Here is a 17,605-nt window from a genome sequence, read left to right as displayed (position 1 = left end):
CCATCTCAAGTTATTTTAGTCGTAATAAGTTGGCCAGCTTCATTAATAGTAACTTTCCATTTCACTCCACTAGCAGTCTTCATGATTATACCTTTACTTGCCTCTATTTCAATATCTCCAAACATTCTTCCTCCAGTTGTCGCTAACCAAGCACTCCCATTTTCCATAGAAGATCTTGCAAAAATACGATTAATTCGAAAACGCTTATGGTCTTGAGAATAACCACTTAATGTAATTCTAACTTTATATAACTGACTCGCCTTCATATTCGATATAATTGTATCGCCAACATTTAATGGAACATCCAACGCGATAACCCAGCTTCCAGTTGCACTTAATGCATATTCAATTTTAATTTTCTTTGGGCTCTCTCCCCACCCAAAATACATTCCAAAACAATTTAACATTTGTATTGGTTTTTTCGTAAAATCCAGTTCAATTACAACTGGATTACTATCTGGAACGTCAATATAGTTTACACTTTGTTCATCTATTAAATTAAAGCAATTTGCGAGATTCCCCCCGTAAGGTACTTTCCCACTTACTTGCTTAATCGTATACTTCTGCTGAGCATTTACTAAAATATCATCTTGATTCCCTATTAAATGTGGTTTATTTAACGTAATCGGTAACTGAATTCGAAGAGATTCTTCATAGGTAGACTTACAAACATTGTATTGTCCTTTATCTACAATAGTTGTAGAAAGTAAATTTGAAAAAAGGTAGTTACGATGCGAATTAGAAGAAAATTCAATGACAATCTGTTCACTACTCATCCGGTACGTATCCCAAATCATACAATCAAATGTATTATACGCACCTGAGCAACGAATTGCTTTTTTCGTTTGTTGTCTACATTGCACTTGAATATCATGAAACGTATTTCCTGAACTTTCATTTGGCAAATCACTATTTCCATCTACTTCAATCCCATACACACATCCATCAATAAATATTGATTGAAATACATTGGCGTTAATCCAGCAAGGTGTATTAATATCATCTATATACTCTGTTTTCAAATATATTGCAGTTTGAAAGTTTTTAATTTGAATAAATTTAACTTGAAAGAAACTAATATAATCCCATGCCTTTTGACAATAAAAATGTATAGCTTTTCCTTTATACGATGGAGTTGTATTTATTATATTTATATTTGATATAACAGATTGATTAGGTACTTCGATTTGTTGTGAACCAGAAACATAAATAACAGCAGATTGAAACAATGGATTTATAACTTGAATAGTACCACCAACTATCGAAGCGTTACTTTGTAGCTCAAATGCATTAAAATCTCCATCAATTTGCAGCGTTACGGTAGGATCTAACTCTAATCTTACGTTTGATTTAATAACAATCGGCTTTACAATTTTGTACGTATTTACTCCTGTAATTTTTACTGTCGAAATTCGGTTAGCTACACAATAATCAATAGCTTGTTGAATTGCTAATGAGCTATCATTTACCGAGTTTGGAACTGCGCCAAAACAATCAATGTGAACGCTACTTTCTGGCGCACAATCTTCTTGGGAAGAAATATATTCTGACAAAATAAATTCACTCCTCATATTACCTTTTTTCATATAATATGTGAGTTCTCTCTTAAAAGTTTCTATAATAAAAAAAACAAACGACCTACCCGGTCATTTGTTTAACTCATATATATTTTTCGTTTCTTCTATCATTTTAGTTAACGAGAAATACCTCACTGCTTTCTCTCGTGCTTTCAATCTAATATCATTTACCCTTTCTTCATTCCCTTGTAGTTCTTCAAGTGCACTTGCGAATTCAGATTCGCAATATTCAGATATCAAAACGCCTGACTCTCCATCTATTACCGCTTCATTTATTCCGCCAACATCTATTGAAACAATTGGTGTCCCTGTAGCCATCGCTTCAATTACTACCATTGGAAACACTTCACGAAAAGATAATAAAAGTAAGGCATCCATATTCCCTATAAACTCATGCGGCTCTGAAATATTCCCTATCATCTTCACCCTTTGCTGCAATCCATATTTTTCTATTTCTTTCATAATCGATTCTTTCTCTGGTCCATCACCAGCAATATAAAACATAAAATCATTTCTCTTTTTCAACACATTTGCAATTTTGACAAATAGTTGATGGTTTTTCTCTTTGGATAATCTAGCTAATATCCCTATTTTATATGTAGGTTCTTTCTTCTTCTGCTGGAATAAAAACTTTTCAATATCGACACCGTTATAAATTGTATTTATTTTTTCTTCTGCTACATGAATTGAAATTAAATTATTCTTTTCAAACTCACTTACTGTAATAATATTGTTTACATATTTATTCATGAAATAACGAAAAAGCGTTGGCATTTTCTTTTCTAATATCGTTACATTATGTTTCGTATAAACAATTTTCATCTTTTTTTTAATAAACTTTTGAATTAGAAAAGCATATAATACCATTCGCAAACTATTTGCATGAATAAGTTCTATCTTTCGTTTACAAATTTCGTTTCGTAAATAATAAATATTTCTCAAATGATTCCATCGACTAAGTAATATAAAATTTTCTTTTCTAGTAAGAGATTCATATAGTTCTCCATCACCTGCAGCTGTATAAATCTTAAAATCATCATAACGCAAATTACTTTCCAATTTACAGAAATAGCTCTCGGCTCCGCCAGTTATCAATTTATCTGTCATCAACAGTATATTCATAATTGCGTCTTCCCAACTACATTAATTTTATTTTTTTTATAAGCATGATAAGCATACTTACTAAAATAGTAAAAAATTTGCACCGAATTCAGTCGTTCTTGTTCCCTTAACAATTTCCAATACCGGAAAGCTGCTCTAATTTTATTTCTAGAAACAGAATTTGTAACAATTCTATATTTTGCTAACACTTGCTGTATCCCTTTTGCTTCATACCCTTCATGTAATAAGTTCAGCCATAACGCTGTATCCTCCGGCTGTATACTAGGCATTTCGACATACGGAATTTTTTCACGATCAATCATCACTGTTAAACACCCGATAATTGTATTTCCTACTAAATAATGATAGTCAACAGATTTTGGTACACTCACTTCACGATTTAATTCATTACCATTTTCATCAATTAAACTATACGACGCATATGAAAAAGCTATATTCATTTCTTCCATAAATAACAATTGTGTCTTCAATTTATGTGGCAACCATATATCATCACTATCTAAAAAGGCAATGTACCTTCCTCTTGCCTCTTGGATCGCTAAATTCCGAGCTTTAGCAGCACCAACATTTTCTTTTAATGATAATAACCTAATTCGTGAGTCTCCTTCTATCATCTCTTTAATTTTTGCGGCAGATTGGTCGGTTGAACCGTCATCAACGATAATCATTTCCCAGTTTTCATACGATTGATTCTGTACAGATGAAATTGTCTCACCTATAAATCGTATACTATTATAAGAAGGTGTTATTACAGAAACATAAGGCGGCTCGTTAGGCTCGTTATGTACTGATAGACATTTTACCATCTATCTTTCCCCTTCCTTCATATATTGAAATATACTTCACAACAACTGCTAAAAATAAAAAGAACGCTTCGTTAATAATGAGTGACAATGACATCATCTGAAATAAAAATGCAATCATAGTCAATAGAAGATATGGTTTTTCACGAAACAAAGTATGCTGCGCTAGCTTGAACATTAATATGAATAAAAACGCGCTATATAGAAGAAAACCAATTGTACCCGATTCAGACAAAATTTCTAAAAATGTATTGTGTACATATAATTTTTCATTAAATTGATACTCATAATAATTCGAAAAGTTAAAAGCGCCGATTCCAATATATGGATTGGATAAATAATATTTAAAAGCAGCTTCCCATAATGTAAATCTACCACTTCCATTATCATGGGAAAAATCAGAAATTCGTTTATTTAATATATCATCTAATTGGCCCCCCATTACACTATTCGATAAACTAAAAATAACTACACTAAACAATACTAAACTCATAATTATTTTTATTTTTTTGGCGAAACTAGACATACATATATATACAAAAACGACAAGTACAAGCGCTAATATACCGCCCCTTGAAAAGGTTAATAGACTTGTCGTAACACATAAAATCAATCCTAAGATGTTAGTAATATTTTGTAAATTCGTCATATAGTACATAAAAAATATTGTATTATAAAAAATAAAAATGTTAGGATCATCTAGCAATCCAATTAATCGTGGATATCCTCTATCCACTAATAACCCAGCAAAAATTTCTCTCTCTTCTCCACCGTATAAACTAAAGTATTGTAAACCAATTATATATAGTATTAGACTTACAACATTAAATACTACTCCTACATAAGCAATAGATGATTCAAGTACCACTATTTCAGTATTCCCCAATAAATTCCTCATTATAAAATAGCATCCTAAAACGAGTAGCACGCCAAAAATCATACGAATACTAGCATTTAAATACATAGAAAGAATTCCACTTAAACAATAAATGAAATAAAACAGTAAAAATACAACTTCATGAAAATATAACTTTTGAATATGAAAGTTTTTAATTGTTAAACAAAAATATATGACTAAAAAAATCATATATATCTTCAATGAAAATCCAATATATAAATTGTATTTACTTAACATAACAAATAATATTAGAAGAATAATCCATCCCATCGATACTTTCATATTATTTTCCATAGGCTATATCCCCTGTTTCGTAATATAATCCTTTTTGCGTATTTTTCTTATAAAAGAAAGAAGAAGTTTTTTCAGCTCATAATCATATAGGAATATGGCAACTACTACGATTAATATATTAAGAACAAGCGCAATTAAATGATATGTATGCAATATATATTGCACTCCAATAAAGGTTACACCAAAATAAATTGTATACGGTATTACAATTTGGAATACAATTTTTTTCTTCACTACACTTACCGCTATGTATCCCACTAAAGCGACGATTTCAAATAAAACCATAGCATATGCCGCTCCTATCACTCCACCAATACTACTAAAGCTATAAAGCATAACCCCACCTATCACCAATGCTACACACTGCACAACAGTTCTCTTATTTTGACATCCACTCGTCGTTAAACCGTCAGCAATAGCAATATTTAAACTTTGTAGCACAATAAGAAATGATAATATTTGGAGTGGCTCTACTGCATTGCTCCATTCTTCATGAAAAAATATAGAAATAAAGTATGGTGCTAAATGATATAAACCGATCGTCATACATATCCCTACAATCGCCATTGATTTAATTTGAAGCAAATTTAATTTCGTATGCTCTTCTATATTATTCTGGTTATAATGCTTAAAGAGCACTGGAAAAAATGCACCTGCAATTACCCCTGGTACTTGATATAAAGCTGCCGGCATCCGGTACGCCACTGCAAAAACACCTACCATACTTAATGGCAATGTATAGTTAAGCAAGATAGGTGCTAATTGTGGCGTACTCATTATTAAAAAACCGCTAATAATAAAGGGAGTTAATTGCCAAAATAACGCTTTATGAATTACGACTTTCATATTCATTTTCGTCTTTCTTCTCATGATATATATACTGAATAAACCACCAATCATATACCCAAAAGCATATAAGCGAGCCGTTACATACACCGGTAACTCTCCGAAAATACAAAAACATGTAATTATAATGACAACCGATGCTGATACAACTTTAATGAGCGCTATATACTTCATACGTTCCGTCAGTTGAAAATAGGCAATTCCTATGTTTTGCCAAGTTAATCCTATTAACATGAAAAACATTACGTTTATCATCATATAAATTAAATTTTTATCCGCATACATATAATGAATAACAATATAACCGATTATAGAAATAAGAATAAGTAGAATCATCCTTATTTTTATATACGATGATAAAATCTTCTCTAAATCTGCTCCATCCTTTGCCCCTTCTCGAAGAAACGTATTACTAAGTCCTAAGTCTGTAAAAAATAACATAACAAACGTCACTGCTATGGCAACACTAAACATCCCATAATGTTGTGCGTTAAAAAAGTTTGCTAAAACAATTAAACTGACGGCCTGAAGAAGGTTAGCTAAAATCGTACTATAAAATAGATGGATAATATTGTTTAGAATAGATCTACCCATACAAGTTCTCCTTTGCAAGTAACCTACTTACATATGTTGTTTGTTTACATATATATTTATCTTGCACCATTACCGTTCAATACAATTAAAACGGTTTTACATAAAATACGGATGTCCATCCGAAATGTTTTCATTTCAATATACTCCATGTCCAGCCTCAACTTTTCCTTTGGATCAAGATTATATCCTCCATTTATTTGTGCCCATCCTGTTAATCCTGGTTTTACCATTAAACGATCCTTAAATTCTGGAATAAACGTATCAAACTCATTATAAAAAAACTCTCTCTCTGGTCTAGGGCCTACAAAAGACATATCTCCTCTTAAAATATTTAAAAGTTGTGGTAATTCATCAATTCTCGTTTTTCTTATAAACAATCCAACTTTTGTAATTCTTGAATCATGTTCTTTTGCCCATTGTGGGCCATTTATTTCAGCATCCTTTACCATTGATCTTAATTTAAATACATTAAACTTCTTCCCGTTTATACCTAAACGTTCTTGAAAGTAAATTGGAGCCCCTGATGTTTCTAAAGTAATCATAATACAAAAGAACAACATAATTGGTATCGTTAATAGTAACAATATGATTGAAAATATAATATCAAACAAGCGTTTTACACTTCGATTCAATATGCTAGGCTTTTCTTGAGCCGGAATCGTATACAACTTGGCTTGATTTGTTTCACGAATCATGGATCGTTACCCCCACATTCAAGAATATAAAATTATACCTATTAATTCACATTCTTTCCTATTTATATCCGCTATTACTTTTTGCACTGTACGTAGTGAATCTTTTCGCTTTTTAACTGCTAAGACCACTCCATCGCATTTCTCTGCAATAATGTGCGTAGCAGGAAGATCAAATACTTCAGAAGAATAAAAGAAAATGTAATCAAAATCTTCTTTCCACTTAGCAATCGCATTATCAAATTCATCCATAGCAACTAAGGGCGTCCCTGTGTGTACTGTTTTTTTTGCAGGAATACAATATAAGTATTTAGACAAATTACTAGAAAAAGATTCATAATTACAGGGGAAAGAGCTTATTATATCGTTTACGGTTATCATGTGATCACTTTGTAATAATACATGTAATTTAGGGTCAGAAAAATTCACATCAATAAGTAACACCTTTTTCTTCATTTCTGCAAACACTAGACCCATATTTACTATAAGTGAGGCAACAACCCCTCTGTCCTTCGTTGAACTAACTGTGAATAGTTGTTTTCCAGATTTTTTCAGCTCGTGATACACCGTATAAAACTGCTCTTTCATCAGATCATCATGCAGATCGAATGGCAGCTGTTTCTTTGTCCTAAACATCGACATGTTCACCTCGATATATAGATGATTGTTTATCAATCTCTGTAGATTTCTGTTTTCTATTCGGTTTCACATTTATGTGACCAATAACAGAGACTGTTGTTATTTTCTCTAAATCTTGTTCCGTGTATATACGTTCATCAAAATAATCTCGAAATACAGCTAAACCTATCCCAACAAAAAAACTAACAATTAAAGAAATAGGAATGATCAGTTGAAATTTCGGAAACAATTTTTCAGCCTGTTCCTGTAACTCAGGATCCGTCAACACTTTCACACCTTGTACATTTGTGTACTGTTGAAAACTTTTTTGTGATTGCTCTGCCAATGTCTTTACAATGTCTTTCACGACTTTCGGATTGGAATCTTTTACTGTAACAGTTACAATTTGTGAGTTGTCCGTATTCACTACCGAGATTTTTTGTGCTAATTCATAACTTGATTGCTCTAATTTCAAAGTTTTTTTGACTGTTGAAATAATTAATGGGCTTTTTAAAATATCAACATACGATGTTACTAGTTGCTTATTTTCTTGTGTTTTATTTGTTGAATTTTCCTTATTAAACTCATCTAAATTCCCAACAAGAATTTGCGTTGAATATTGATATGACGGCTTTAAAACATACATAGAGATAAGAACTAAAGAAGCGGTTAAACAACACATCGTTAAAATAATCGTTACGAATCTTCTTTTCAATAATTGTTGAAAATCTTTTATACTCATTTCTTGCTTCAATTATTTCACCGCCCTTTTCTGAATAACATCCTGCGAGTCACTCTTTACAGATACCCCTCTCTTCTTTCTATCCACTTGTTTTGTTACATACTTTCCGACTCTGAATGCAAATTTTTCTACATATATATACGAAAGTATTGCAAATATAAACGAAAATATAAGTGAAAAAATTAAAATAATAGGCAACGGTAATATTTCATGGAGCATGTATATAAGGGAAAACAACGATATAATATGGTATAAATAAAGACTGTAAGAAATCTTACCCAAATATAACAAGTATTTATTGCGTAGCAAGGATGACAAAGTTGATATTGACAAACTTAATATGACAAATAGACTTGCACTTATCGCCACTACGTAGTCTCGAAATATAAAATTATTGAGTACTTTAATTTCTCCAATAAGTCCTTCATACATAAAAAGTAAAATCGCAAATAAAAACCATGCAATTTTCGTATTTTTAGTACAATTACTATAAAAAACTATTAAATTATTTTTATACTTCGCAACTAGTGCCCCCAATAAAAACAGCACCGTATAATGCAACGTTAATGCATAGCTTGTTAATGTTAAGCCCGAGCGAAACAAAAATAATATTACGACAGAACATATACTAAAACTAAACAATAATAGTAATGAACACCTTAACGTTTTTCGTAAACAAATCATCAAAATTAACGGAAAAATTATTGATATTCGCATTTCATGGACAAGTGACCAAATCACACCGTTATATGCATCTGTATTATATTTCCCAACCAATAAAATATGTTGCGCTATTAAGCTTGGAGAACTTTCAATCGTCCATGAGCGATTAAACCATTCACTTAAATAAGAAATACCATATTCACTAATTGTAGCTTGGCATATAATAGCTATAATTATTGCCACAATATAGGGAATATATATTCTGCATATACGTTTTAAAAGGTATGACCCATAGCTACTATAGTTTTTTTGAATAGATTCATACAAAACAAATCCGCTCAAAACAAAAAAGATAATAACAGATTCGTTACCACTACTAAAAATAAGACGAGCAGGCGTTTCTTTTAATAGATACACAACAAATGGTTTATTATCTTCATAGCTGTAATTTTGAAATGCTGAAAAAATCATTAAATGATGACCGATCATTACTATTAATGAAGAAATCCCTCTTATAGAATCCAATTCCTCGTATCTCTTCATCTTTTTACATCAACTCCTAATGAAATGATAATAATCATTTCAAAGCGACATCTTTATTCATATTCCTCTCCTTTCTTTTCATTCCAATTTTTCATATTAAAATGATTTTATAGTATAAATTTGAGTGTATTGTAACATTTTTTGTAATATTATGAATAGCGAATCTCAAAAATTGGTATATACCAATTTCAACCTCGAAAAATGAGTAATATTGATAGAAAAACACTATAAAAATTTCTTGCATATTTACAAAATTAAAGAGATGAATAGCGTTTTTTCAATATAAAATAAAAAAGATAGCCTACATAGGCTATCTTTTTTATTTTATTTAATTACTGGCATCACTATATGCTACATGTCGTTTCTCAATTCTCTCTTCAATTTCTTTCATATTTTCTTTATTATTTAATAGTGATTGTTTATTTTCAATTAATAATTGTTTAAAAGATTTTCTCACTTTTTTTCTCATTTTCATTGTCCTCCTTGGGGGATGGTTTATATAAAAGATAAAGAATTATCTGTGTGTCCTTATAATAATTGATTGTTGTGAATTCTATTTGAACTTCATATGAAAATTCCGTTTATTTTCTGACAACTTTGTGAACACGAAAAAAAGACTCTCTAAAACTATGTTAAAATTAATTCACTTCATTATAAAAATTACTATTTCCATCAACTTTTATCATTATATCTTGTCGAAACATTTATATATTTAAAATTGAGTTCGACATAATTTTATTTACTATAATACTGTTTACAAAAACAAAAAGAAGGTGTCACCAAGTCAAAGTTCGACTTATGCAACATCCCTCTTTCCAAACTATTTATAGCATATTTATTAATATTTCAGGTCTTCCCCAATTCATTTCTTCACAAACAAATCTAAGTTTTTCTTCATCCATTGTGTGTAATCCCTCTTCTAGTAAACATGAAATTGGAACTTCACAGTGAATTTGTGCTAATTGCAACGAAATATTTAAGTTCTCTAAATCACTTTCAATCTTCGTACGCTGCGCTTTTGTTAATGATTCTACATTTTCTAGTACAGCGGATACTGTTCCGTGCTCTTGAATAAGCTTATACGCTGTTTTTTCACCGATACCTTTTACACCTGGATAATTATCACTTGTATCTCCCATGAAAGCTTTTGCATGGACGATTTGCCACGGCTCTACACCTTTTTCTTCCATGATTTTCTCCGGTGTGTAATATTCGTAATTTCCAATTCCTTTACGCAGAAGCATAACTGTAACGTTCTTATCAACAAGTTGAAGTAAATCTGTATCACCAGTTAAAATATAAACTTCAGCTTCATTGCAGTATTGTTTTGCAAGCGTACCGATACAATCGTCCGCTTCGTAGCCTTTCATACCGATAACTGGAATGGATAATTTCGCAGTCATTTCTTGCACTAAATCAAATTGAGGAATTAATTCTTCTGGTGGCGCTGCACGATTTGCTTTATAATTCGAGAACGATTCTGTTCTAAATGTCGTACTTCCCATATCCCAGCATGTAACGATATGTGTTGGTTCGATCGCTTGCGTAGCTGTTAACAAGTGTTTCATATAACCATGAATCCCGTTCGTAGGGGTTCCATCTTGTCGTTTCATAAATTGTCCGTAGACACTTGTTGCGTAAAAAGCACGAAATAATAGTGCCATACCATCAACTAATAATACTTTTTTCATAATTCCTCTCCTATTAAAAAAATAATAACCTCACGTTATCACGTAAGGTTATATAAATAGATTACCATTCTACGTTTTTGCTCAACTTTGTCTATTATACATTGTTTTTGTATATTTAGCACCATTAACACATTAAGACGTTCTACTACAACAAGTATGCAATATGCCTGAATACGTATTTTTTCCAGTAGAAACAACGACAGCCTTTGCACTTCCACTAACGATATGTGAACCTTTAAAACATACATTTTCAAGCTCAAGTGGATTATAATCTTTCATCCGTTTTAATGGAATAAATCGTTTACGTTCAAGGTGATAGCAGCTTTCAAACTTCTCTATACTCGCTTCGTTTCCCGTTAACACAGACTCATTCACTAATAAATCATCTGCATAAATAATACGTACATCAGCTGGCACAGCATCTCCAGCCGAAAGAAAAATCATGTCTCCAGGTACAAGTTCTTGCACTGGTATCTCCATCATTTTCAGTTCACTATTTAGCCCTGTACTACTAGAACATTCTAATCTAGATACAGTAATCGTTTCACGTTGCAATTCATCACACACACGTTGTTTTGAAAAACCTGGAATCATGCCACCAAGCTTCATCATTACTTCTGCAAGAATTGCTCTTTTTGAAGTTAGTTCATTTCGGCCATATACTTGAATACGTTTTTGCGCCTCTTTCATTGATAGTCCGTCTCTTGTTGTTTTAAAGTATGCAAATACAGATTTTACATCTCTTGTTGCAATTTCAATTAATAAATCTTTATTTTTTTGGAGCATTGTTTGTTCTTTTATTGATTTTTTATTTAGTTTATATGACGTGTTACCCACAGTTTTGTTTGCATATAACATATTATCGTCTCCTCCTTTACAACATAGGAAGAAACGCTTTGTTTCTCAATTTATCCACTTTACTGTGAAAGAGTCTAGCGCTTTATAAACGCTACATTGTGATAAATATAGAGGGAGGAACAAATCGTTTCCTGCCTACATCATATATTTTTGATTTGAAGTATATGGGTAACGGAACCGAGTCAGAATTTGACATGCTCCTCACCTCCTCGTTTAATTTTATAGTTTATACTATGAAATTACTCATAGCTTGGTAACAAAAAAGACCCCTACCCTTAAGAGAGTAGTGGCCATTACATACACAAATAAACGATTTCTAATATAATTAGAAATCTACGGACCTCTCCCTCACCGAGTTTTAGCACTGTATAGCATAGGTACATTACCAGCTACGTTAAGAAAAACCTTAATTCGATCATTCCTGTTGACCCATTGGCGTCTCTCGACATTTTTGGGCAGTAGCATTTCTCTATACAGGAGCCTCACCTAACAGAGACTTATTTTCATTACATTGAAAATGTTACTCTTATTTAAAATAGATGTCAACAGTAGCCTACAATTTTTTCAAAAGGTATGGCAAACTAACGTATATAAAGTGAAACTTTAATCAGTGGGGGTTTTGTTCATCCCCCACTGATTATTAGCCCTCACCAATCGGGCTGCCCGGCAAATAGCGGGATAAAATAAAAAACTTTACTTTTAAACGTAAAGTTTTTAATAAGTTATACAACCAGCGATTACAATCCCAATTGAAAGCGATAAAAACATAAGAAAAAGACCGACTGCTTGATTATCTTCTTCGAGACTTTTGTTTATATTAAAGCGTGGTGTAAGCCACTCAGCTAAATAAAAGACGATAATTTGAGCCAAAATCCCAACTGCTCCCCACGAAATCATATCAAGAAGTGAAATTGAATTAGCTGCTGTCGAATATAAAACAACAGCTAACCCAAGTAATCGTCCTCCAAGCACATAGCTTACCGCCTTATTTCCTTGAGCCATTAACTTAAATTCCTTTACTTTCGTTGTCACTTCCATCAAGAACAGACCTATACATAAAAGGCCGAGTGTTACTGCTAAATATAATAAAAAATTAATCATTTTTCCCCCTCCTTTTTATACCTACCGGTAAATAGTACGATTCATTTCCTGTAATCTTTTCTCCCGCACGAATACCGATACTACTCGCTTTTCCAGCAATTAAAAACGAACCAAACACATATGACAGTTTCTCGATCCCTTTTTCTGTTTCCAAGGATACGACTGGCAGTTCGGTATACTTTTGAAATATCGGCAGTGACGCTTTATACGTTTCGTGTGCATTTTGAAGCATAATATTTTCGTCTTTATCGCGAATCGTAATTGTATCTCCTTCTCTCCCAAATGAAGGTTTTTGAACGAAAGAACCTTTTCCTAAAAATAAATCTGGTTCTAAATATGTAGGTAACATATATTCTTTAATCCACTGTTGTTCCTCATTTGTATAAAAGACCTCTTCTTCTGCTAACCCCCAAATAAGACACTGAATTGATTTTGGCTGAAGTAAAAATGCTGACAAAGGATTTATTATAAAAAGCTTTCCGGCTTTTACAAGTTGTAACAGTTCCACACCTACCAAATCTCCTGTTTCAGGAGCTTGATCCTCAATTAAATCTTCTATCGGATATGTTTGGCGATATAAAACATCAATCTTCGCCCCATCTTTATCGACTAGAGCATCCTTTGTAATTCTAAGTTCTGACATTGGCACTACTTTATTTTCAACATGGCATAGCTGACTTAAATACATAGTCGTATTCCAATCCTCGATATGTTCATGATGTGCTGTAAAAACAACATTTGGATTATCTAATCCCTTTGTCGCTTCCATTACTGCTTTCGTTACACCAGAAGATAGCAATCGTTCTTGATCCGAGTTTGGATCATCATAGCCTAGATTTTCACATACTTTCCCATTCATTTGAAAACATTCCACAATAAAAGTTGGTGTATCACTATTAAACTCAAGCATTTTGATTTTATTATCCTCTGTTACAGCAAAATCAAATCGCGAAATTACAGATTCAGGATAAAGCCCTTTCATTCTAATGAATGATAAACTCGCGGATGGAAAGCCAAGATCTAGAAGCTGTTCGTCACTTAAATTACGCAGCAGTCTAGCAGTCTTAAAAAATATTTTCCCCATTCGTTCAGTCGCTAAGTGTAATTGGTCCAAAGTCTGATTTGTTATAGAAAAAACATGAAACAAACTATACTCACATTCATATAAATCCGACCAAAAATTCGGATATTTTAAATAAAATTCTTTTCGATCCCTTATGTATTGCGACATATTTTAGCCCCCAAATCCTCCCTTTGAACCGCTTCCAATTCCACCTTTAAATTCAGCAGACGATTGATACGATTTAAACGCCGATGAATTTTTAAAAGTGGATTTATTTTGATAGTATCGCCCACCATAGAAATAATGCCCACGATAACCTGAACTACTATCATCACACTGCCATACCCCAAGTTCATCATCCCAATCCCAATCAGAACAACTATTATCATTCGGTTTTGGGGGAAGATCTTGTGCGCAGCCAAATAAAGTGCCAGTCATTAAAGACGTTACGACACCACCTACTAGCCATTTCGTTTTTGTCACCTTCGCACTCCCCTTTTTAAATTCTATTCCTATTATATAGGATGGCATGATAAAGTAGAAGAAAAAGGAAGAAGAGGGATTAAATGCGCTTAGAATATCGACTTAATGATGAAACGAAAGGGTATCCTGCTTTATGGAACTACGCCAATATTTCTAATTCTGAAATTATCGCACGCATGACTTGTGAATATTTTATTAAAGAGAAAAATACTTATGTTGTTACTGCAACTTCGGTTGATCCAGACGGAACAGCAGTTATTTATATTCAAAAAGAAGTTTTCGCCAATGACCCTTCAGACCCTACATACTCCCACATCGGTTTTGAAATTAGAGAACTAAGTGAAACGAGTTCAAGCTTAGTAGATAGTCAAGATGTATGGAACTACGAAGAAATTTTACCATCTCTTCATTCAGATATTATATATATTCAGCGAGACGGCATGTCTATGGAATTCTCCTTGGATTCAAGAGAGATTGATGAAGACAGAAAGTGCTACATTTATTACGGAAACTTCACAGGTGAATCAAGATAATATTGATATATCTATGCAACAAAAAAACCTTACGTATAAAACGTAAGGTTTTTATATAGCCCCACATATGCCGTTCTCTCTAGATGTCCATAAACCTGCTCTCACAGGTGGATGCTCTCACAAATGTTTGTAACTTCCTTCTTAAAAAGATGGCTTGTTAGCTACATTTAAATATTGAACTTCCATATTAAACTTATTGGTTTAAGACATGCATAAGCTACGTACACCGTAGGAATTTTATATAAGGTTAGTTGAAATAAGACCCCCGCACGTGCCGCTCCTCGTAAATGTCCAAAAACCCGCTACTCGCAGGTGGATGCCCTCACAGTTACCGTACATCTTCCTCCACAAGGAAGGCTTGATGATGGTCGCTAAATATTGAGCTTCCGTATAACTAACATCGGTTTTAGACATAAATAAGTTACGTACACCGCAGGATGTATTATTTACTTGTCGTTATATTATCACATTGTTTCCAATGTGTAAAATACAAAGTTTTTCGAGCAATCTCTTGCTTGTGACCTTATTTTAATACAAATTATTTTTGCATGCAAGTGATTAATCTTCTTCTTTTGCAATTTGATTTTCTGGATAAGAAATCCAATCACTCCAGCTACCTGCATACAATTTAACATTTTGGAATCCAGCCAATTTTAACGCAATGATATTTGGACATGCCGTAACACCAGAACCACAATATACAATGGTTTCCTTATCTTTCGACAGATTTTGGAATCGTTCTTGTTGCTCAGCTTCATTCTTAAATTGTCCTGATTGCAACATTCCATCCTTCCAAAAATAGTTTGTTGCTGTCGGAATATGTCCTGCTTTATGATCGACAAGTTCCTCTACACCAGCATAACGTTTTGGCTCTCTTGAATCAATTAACGTAACATCTGCACCTGCCTGGATATTCTCTCTTACTGTTTCCATCGATACAAGCATATGATCTTGTATGTTTGTTTTAAATGTTTTTCGTATAACAACAGGAATTTCCGTTGTTGTCGGTAGTCCATTCTCTTTCCAAACCGGGAAACCACCATCTAATATATATACTTTCTCATGTCCTACATAGTTACATAACCACCATAAACGAGCAGCATTTGCACCAGCTTGACTGTCATACGCAATTACTGTCGTATGTTCATCAATACCAACCTCCGAAAGCTTGTCCGCAAACTCTTCAATGCTTGGCAACGGATGGCGGCCACCATGTTCTGCTATAGGACTTGATAAATCTAAATTCAAATCAAAATATAACGCATGAGGAATATGTTCTTCTTCATACTTTTCTCTACCCCAATTAGGATTCGCTAAATCAAAACGACAATCGATTACACGGACGTTCTCATCTTCTATATGCTCACGTAACCATTCGACTGTAACTATCATCTTTAACGACCTTCTTTCTCTTGTAAACGACTTACATACTCCATAACCATTTCTTCTGTAACATATTTACGCTGCAAGGTAACACCATTTTTTGCAAGATCATTAATTTGCTTTGTTACAACATTAATGACATCAACCGAAAATTCTTTCCCATTTGACGCAAGAGATACGGCTGCTTCAATAGCTGCTTCACGCTGCGCATCTAATTGTAAACATGCTTTTACACTTTCATTTTGTTTACGAGAATGTGCTGTAATTGCTTTATGTACTTCCATCTTCTCTTCCCCCTAAATAAGTTATACGTTCTAATTCAATTCCATTGCAAGCCGAATCATATCACGGCATACAATGCCATTTTCAATAATCTCTTCTTCATAATGCTTCGAAAAGTAATCAAAATCAATAGAAAAAATACGAAATCCACATTTTTGATATAAAGCAAGTTGTGAAACACTAGAATTGCCTGTACCAATTTCAAGTTTTGACATACCATATCCTTTAGCAGTTTCTACGGCATGCCTTAATAGCTTCTTCCCAATCCCTTTTCCTTGCAAATGCTCTGCAACCGCAATATTCATGATTTCCATCGTCTTCGGCCTTGTTTCCAAAAGAACATACACACCGATGATGCTATCCCCTTGCTTTGCTACATATGTTAACCCTCTTTGTACATATATAGCTATTTGCCGTTCACTTGGATCAGCAAGTAGCAATAAAGACTTCGGTATAGCCTCTTTTAAAATACGTTCTATTACAAAAGACATAAAAAATCCCCCCATCTCTATTGTTCTAAACCCTCCTTGTCTACCATAAATAATAGAAAGGAGGGATTCACCATGGACAACAATGAGAAAAAATGCAACGTCATCTCTATTGATGGAAAGAAGAAGAAAAGCGACACGTATTCCTATCCAAAATTAGTAGTTGAAAATAAAACATACGAATTTTCTTCATTCGTCTTATGCGGTGAAACACCAGATGGCAGACGACTCGTTCTTACTCATATGATTTCTACCGATGAATTTGCTGGATTTGTCAAATCTTTAGATACTGTACTGCAAAAGAAAATTGAACGAATCTTTTTCTCATAAC

General features: G+C 33.0%; 20 protein-coding genes, 2 other RNA genes and 1 riboswitch. Of the genes, 2 read left to right on the top strand and 20 right to left on the bottom strand.

The window, feature by feature from the left end; translation table 11 throughout:
• Positions 1–5: 5 nt before the first annotated feature.
• From BM089_RS03565 to BM089_RS03495, 15 genes are all read right to left on the bottom strand, one after another.
• Positions 6–1,553, bottom strand: coding sequence for a glycoside hydrolase family protein (locus BM089_RS03565; RefSeq protein WP_044584267.1), 1,548 nt, complete (start codon positions 1,551–1,553; stop codon positions 6–8).
• A 93-nt stretch (positions 1,554–1,646) separates the two neighbouring features.
• A complete protein-coding gene (locus BM089_RS03560; RefSeq protein ID WP_001023700.1) occupies positions 1,647–2,699 on the bottom strand; it encodes a glycosyltransferase family 4 protein in 1,053 nt (350 codons plus the stop codon).
• The gene (locus BM089_RS03555) at positions 2,696–3,505 is read right to left on the bottom strand and encodes a glycosyltransferase family 2 protein (protein WP_075719738.1); all 810 of its coding nucleotides are present in this window, start codon (positions 3,503–3,505) and stop codon (positions 2,696–2,698) included. The genes BM089_RS03560 and BM089_RS03555 overlap by 4 nt, the downstream gene beginning before the upstream one ends.
• Entirely contained in the window at positions 3,480–4,694 is a 1,215-nt protein-coding gene (locus BM089_RS03550) for an O-antigen ligase family protein (protein WP_000429880.1), read from the bottom strand. Before BM089_RS03550 ends, BM089_RS03555 begins: the two co-directional genes overlap by 26 nt.
• Positions 4,695–4,697: 3 nt before the next feature.
• Complete coding sequence (locus tag BM089_RS03545; RefSeq protein WP_139213201.1) at positions 4,698–6,134, bottom strand: oligosaccharide flippase family protein; 1,437 nt, start codon at positions 6,132–6,134, stop codon at positions 4,698–4,700.
• A 56-nt stretch (positions 6,135–6,190) separates the two neighbouring features.
• A complete protein-coding gene (locus BM089_RS03540; protein ID WP_065228552.1) occupies positions 6,191–6,829 on the bottom strand; it encodes a sugar transferase in 639 nt (212 codons plus the stop codon).
• A gap of 18 nt (positions 6,830–6,847) precedes the next feature.
• On the bottom strand, positions 6,848–7,468 hold the full coding sequence (locus BM089_RS03535) for a CpsD/CapB family tyrosine-protein kinase (protein ID WP_139213200.1): 621 nt from the start codon (positions 7,466–7,468) through the stop codon (positions 6,848–6,850).
• Positions 7,455–8,198 (bottom strand): YveK family protein, encoded by a 744-nt coding sequence (locus BM089_RS03530; RefSeq protein WP_065228550.1) that lies wholly within the window; start codon positions 8,196–8,198, stop codon positions 7,455–7,457. The genes BM089_RS03535 and BM089_RS03530 overlap by 14 nt, the downstream gene beginning before the upstream one ends.
• Positions 8,199–9,392: an acyltransferase family protein gene (locus BM089_RS03525; protein ID WP_090975960.1), complete on the bottom strand. Its 1,194-nt coding sequence runs from the start codon at positions 9,390–9,392 to the stop codon at positions 8,199–8,201.
• Between the two features lie 328 nt (positions 9,393–9,720).
• Positions 9,721–9,861 carry an FbpB family small basic protein gene (locus BM089_RS03520; protein WP_090975958.1) on the bottom strand — a complete coding sequence of 47 codons (141 nt, stop codon included), beginning with the start codon at positions 9,859–9,861 and terminating at the stop codon, positions 9,721–9,723.
• A 355-nt stretch (positions 9,862–10,216) separates the two neighbouring features.
• A complete protein-coding gene (locus BM089_RS03515; protein WP_000757069.1) occupies positions 10,217–11,083 on the bottom strand; it encodes a 5'-3' exonuclease in 867 nt (288 codons plus the stop codon).
• A 132-nt stretch (positions 11,084–11,215) separates the two neighbouring features.
• A complete protein-coding gene (locus tag BM089_RS03510) occupies positions 11,216–11,941 on the bottom strand; it encodes a P-type ATPase actuator domain-containing protein (RefSeq protein WP_090975956.1) in 726 nt (241 codons plus the stop codon).
• Positions 11,942–12,278: 337 nt separating this feature from the next.
• A riboswitch (M-box (ykoK) riboswitch) is annotated at positions 12,279–12,442 on the bottom strand.
• Between the two features lie 213 nt (positions 12,443–12,655).
• Positions 12,656–13,042, bottom strand: coding sequence for a DUF350 domain-containing protein (locus tag BM089_RS03505; protein WP_000606862.1), 387 nt, complete (start codon positions 13,040–13,042; stop codon positions 12,656–12,658).
• Complete coding sequence (locus BM089_RS03500; protein WP_090975954.1) at positions 13,035–14,273, bottom strand: glutathionylspermidine synthase family protein; 1,239 nt, start codon at positions 14,271–14,273, stop codon at positions 13,035–13,037. The genes BM089_RS03505 and BM089_RS03500 overlap by 8 nt, the downstream gene beginning before the upstream one ends.
• 3 nt (positions 14,274–14,276) lie before the next feature.
• On the bottom strand, positions 14,277–14,588 hold the full coding sequence (locus tag BM089_RS03495) for a hypothetical protein (RefSeq protein ID WP_000169030.1): 312 nt from the start codon (positions 14,586–14,588) through the stop codon (positions 14,277–14,279).
• Between the two features lie 83 nt (positions 14,589–14,671).
• On the opposite strand from BM089_RS03495, the gene BM089_RS03490 reads away from it, so the two are divergent.
• Positions 14,672–15,121 carry a hypothetical protein gene (locus BM089_RS03490; RefSeq protein ID WP_001235522.1) on the top strand — a complete coding sequence of 150 codons (450 nt, stop codon included), beginning with the start codon at positions 14,672–14,674 and terminating at the stop codon, positions 15,119–15,121.
• Positions 15,122–15,175: 54 nt separating this feature from the next.
• Here BM089_RS03490 and ssrS (BM089_RS03485) read toward each other — a convergent pair.
• The 5 genes from ssrS (BM089_RS03485) to BM089_RS03465 form a co-directional block, all read right to left on the bottom strand.
• A non-coding RNA gene (gene ssrS / locus BM089_RS03485) (6S RNA) lies at positions 15,176–15,359 on the bottom strand.
• Positions 15,360–15,380: 21 nt separating this feature from the next.
• Positions 15,381–15,563, bottom strand: a non-coding RNA gene (ssrS, locus tag BM089_RS03480) — 6S RNA.
• A 116-nt stretch (positions 15,564–15,679) separates the two neighbouring features.
• A complete protein-coding gene (locus BM089_RS03475) occupies positions 15,680–16,513 on the bottom strand; it encodes a sulfurtransferase (protein ID WP_089170718.1) in 834 nt (277 codons plus the stop codon).
• 2 nt (positions 16,514–16,515) lie between these two features.
• Positions 16,516–16,788 carry a YpbS family protein gene (locus BM089_RS03470; protein WP_000451820.1) on the bottom strand — a complete coding sequence of 91 codons (273 nt, stop codon included), beginning with the start codon at positions 16,786–16,788 and terminating at the stop codon, positions 16,516–16,518.
• A 30-nt stretch (positions 16,789–16,818) separates the two neighbouring features.
• Positions 16,819–17,277: a GNAT family N-acetyltransferase gene (locus BM089_RS03465; RefSeq protein WP_090975953.1), complete on the bottom strand. Its 459-nt coding sequence runs from the start codon at positions 17,275–17,277 to the stop codon at positions 16,819–16,821.
• Between the two features lie 72 nt (positions 17,278–17,349).
• On the opposite strand from BM089_RS03465, the gene BM089_RS03460 reads away from it, so the two are divergent.
• A complete protein-coding gene (locus BM089_RS03460; protein ID WP_000369740.1) occupies positions 17,350–17,604 on the top strand; it encodes a DUF3931 domain-containing protein in 255 nt (84 codons plus the stop codon).
• The last annotated feature ends 1 nt before the right edge of the window (position 17,605 follow it).

Origin of the sequence: Bacillus sp. 5mfcol3.1 (genome assembly GCF_900114335.1) — a bacterium.
Classification (GTDB): domain Bacteria; phylum Bacillota; class Bacilli; order Bacillales; family Bacillaceae_G; genus Bacillus_A; species Bacillus_A thuringiensis_S.
This window is presented reverse-complemented; position numbering and strand designations above follow the sequence as displayed.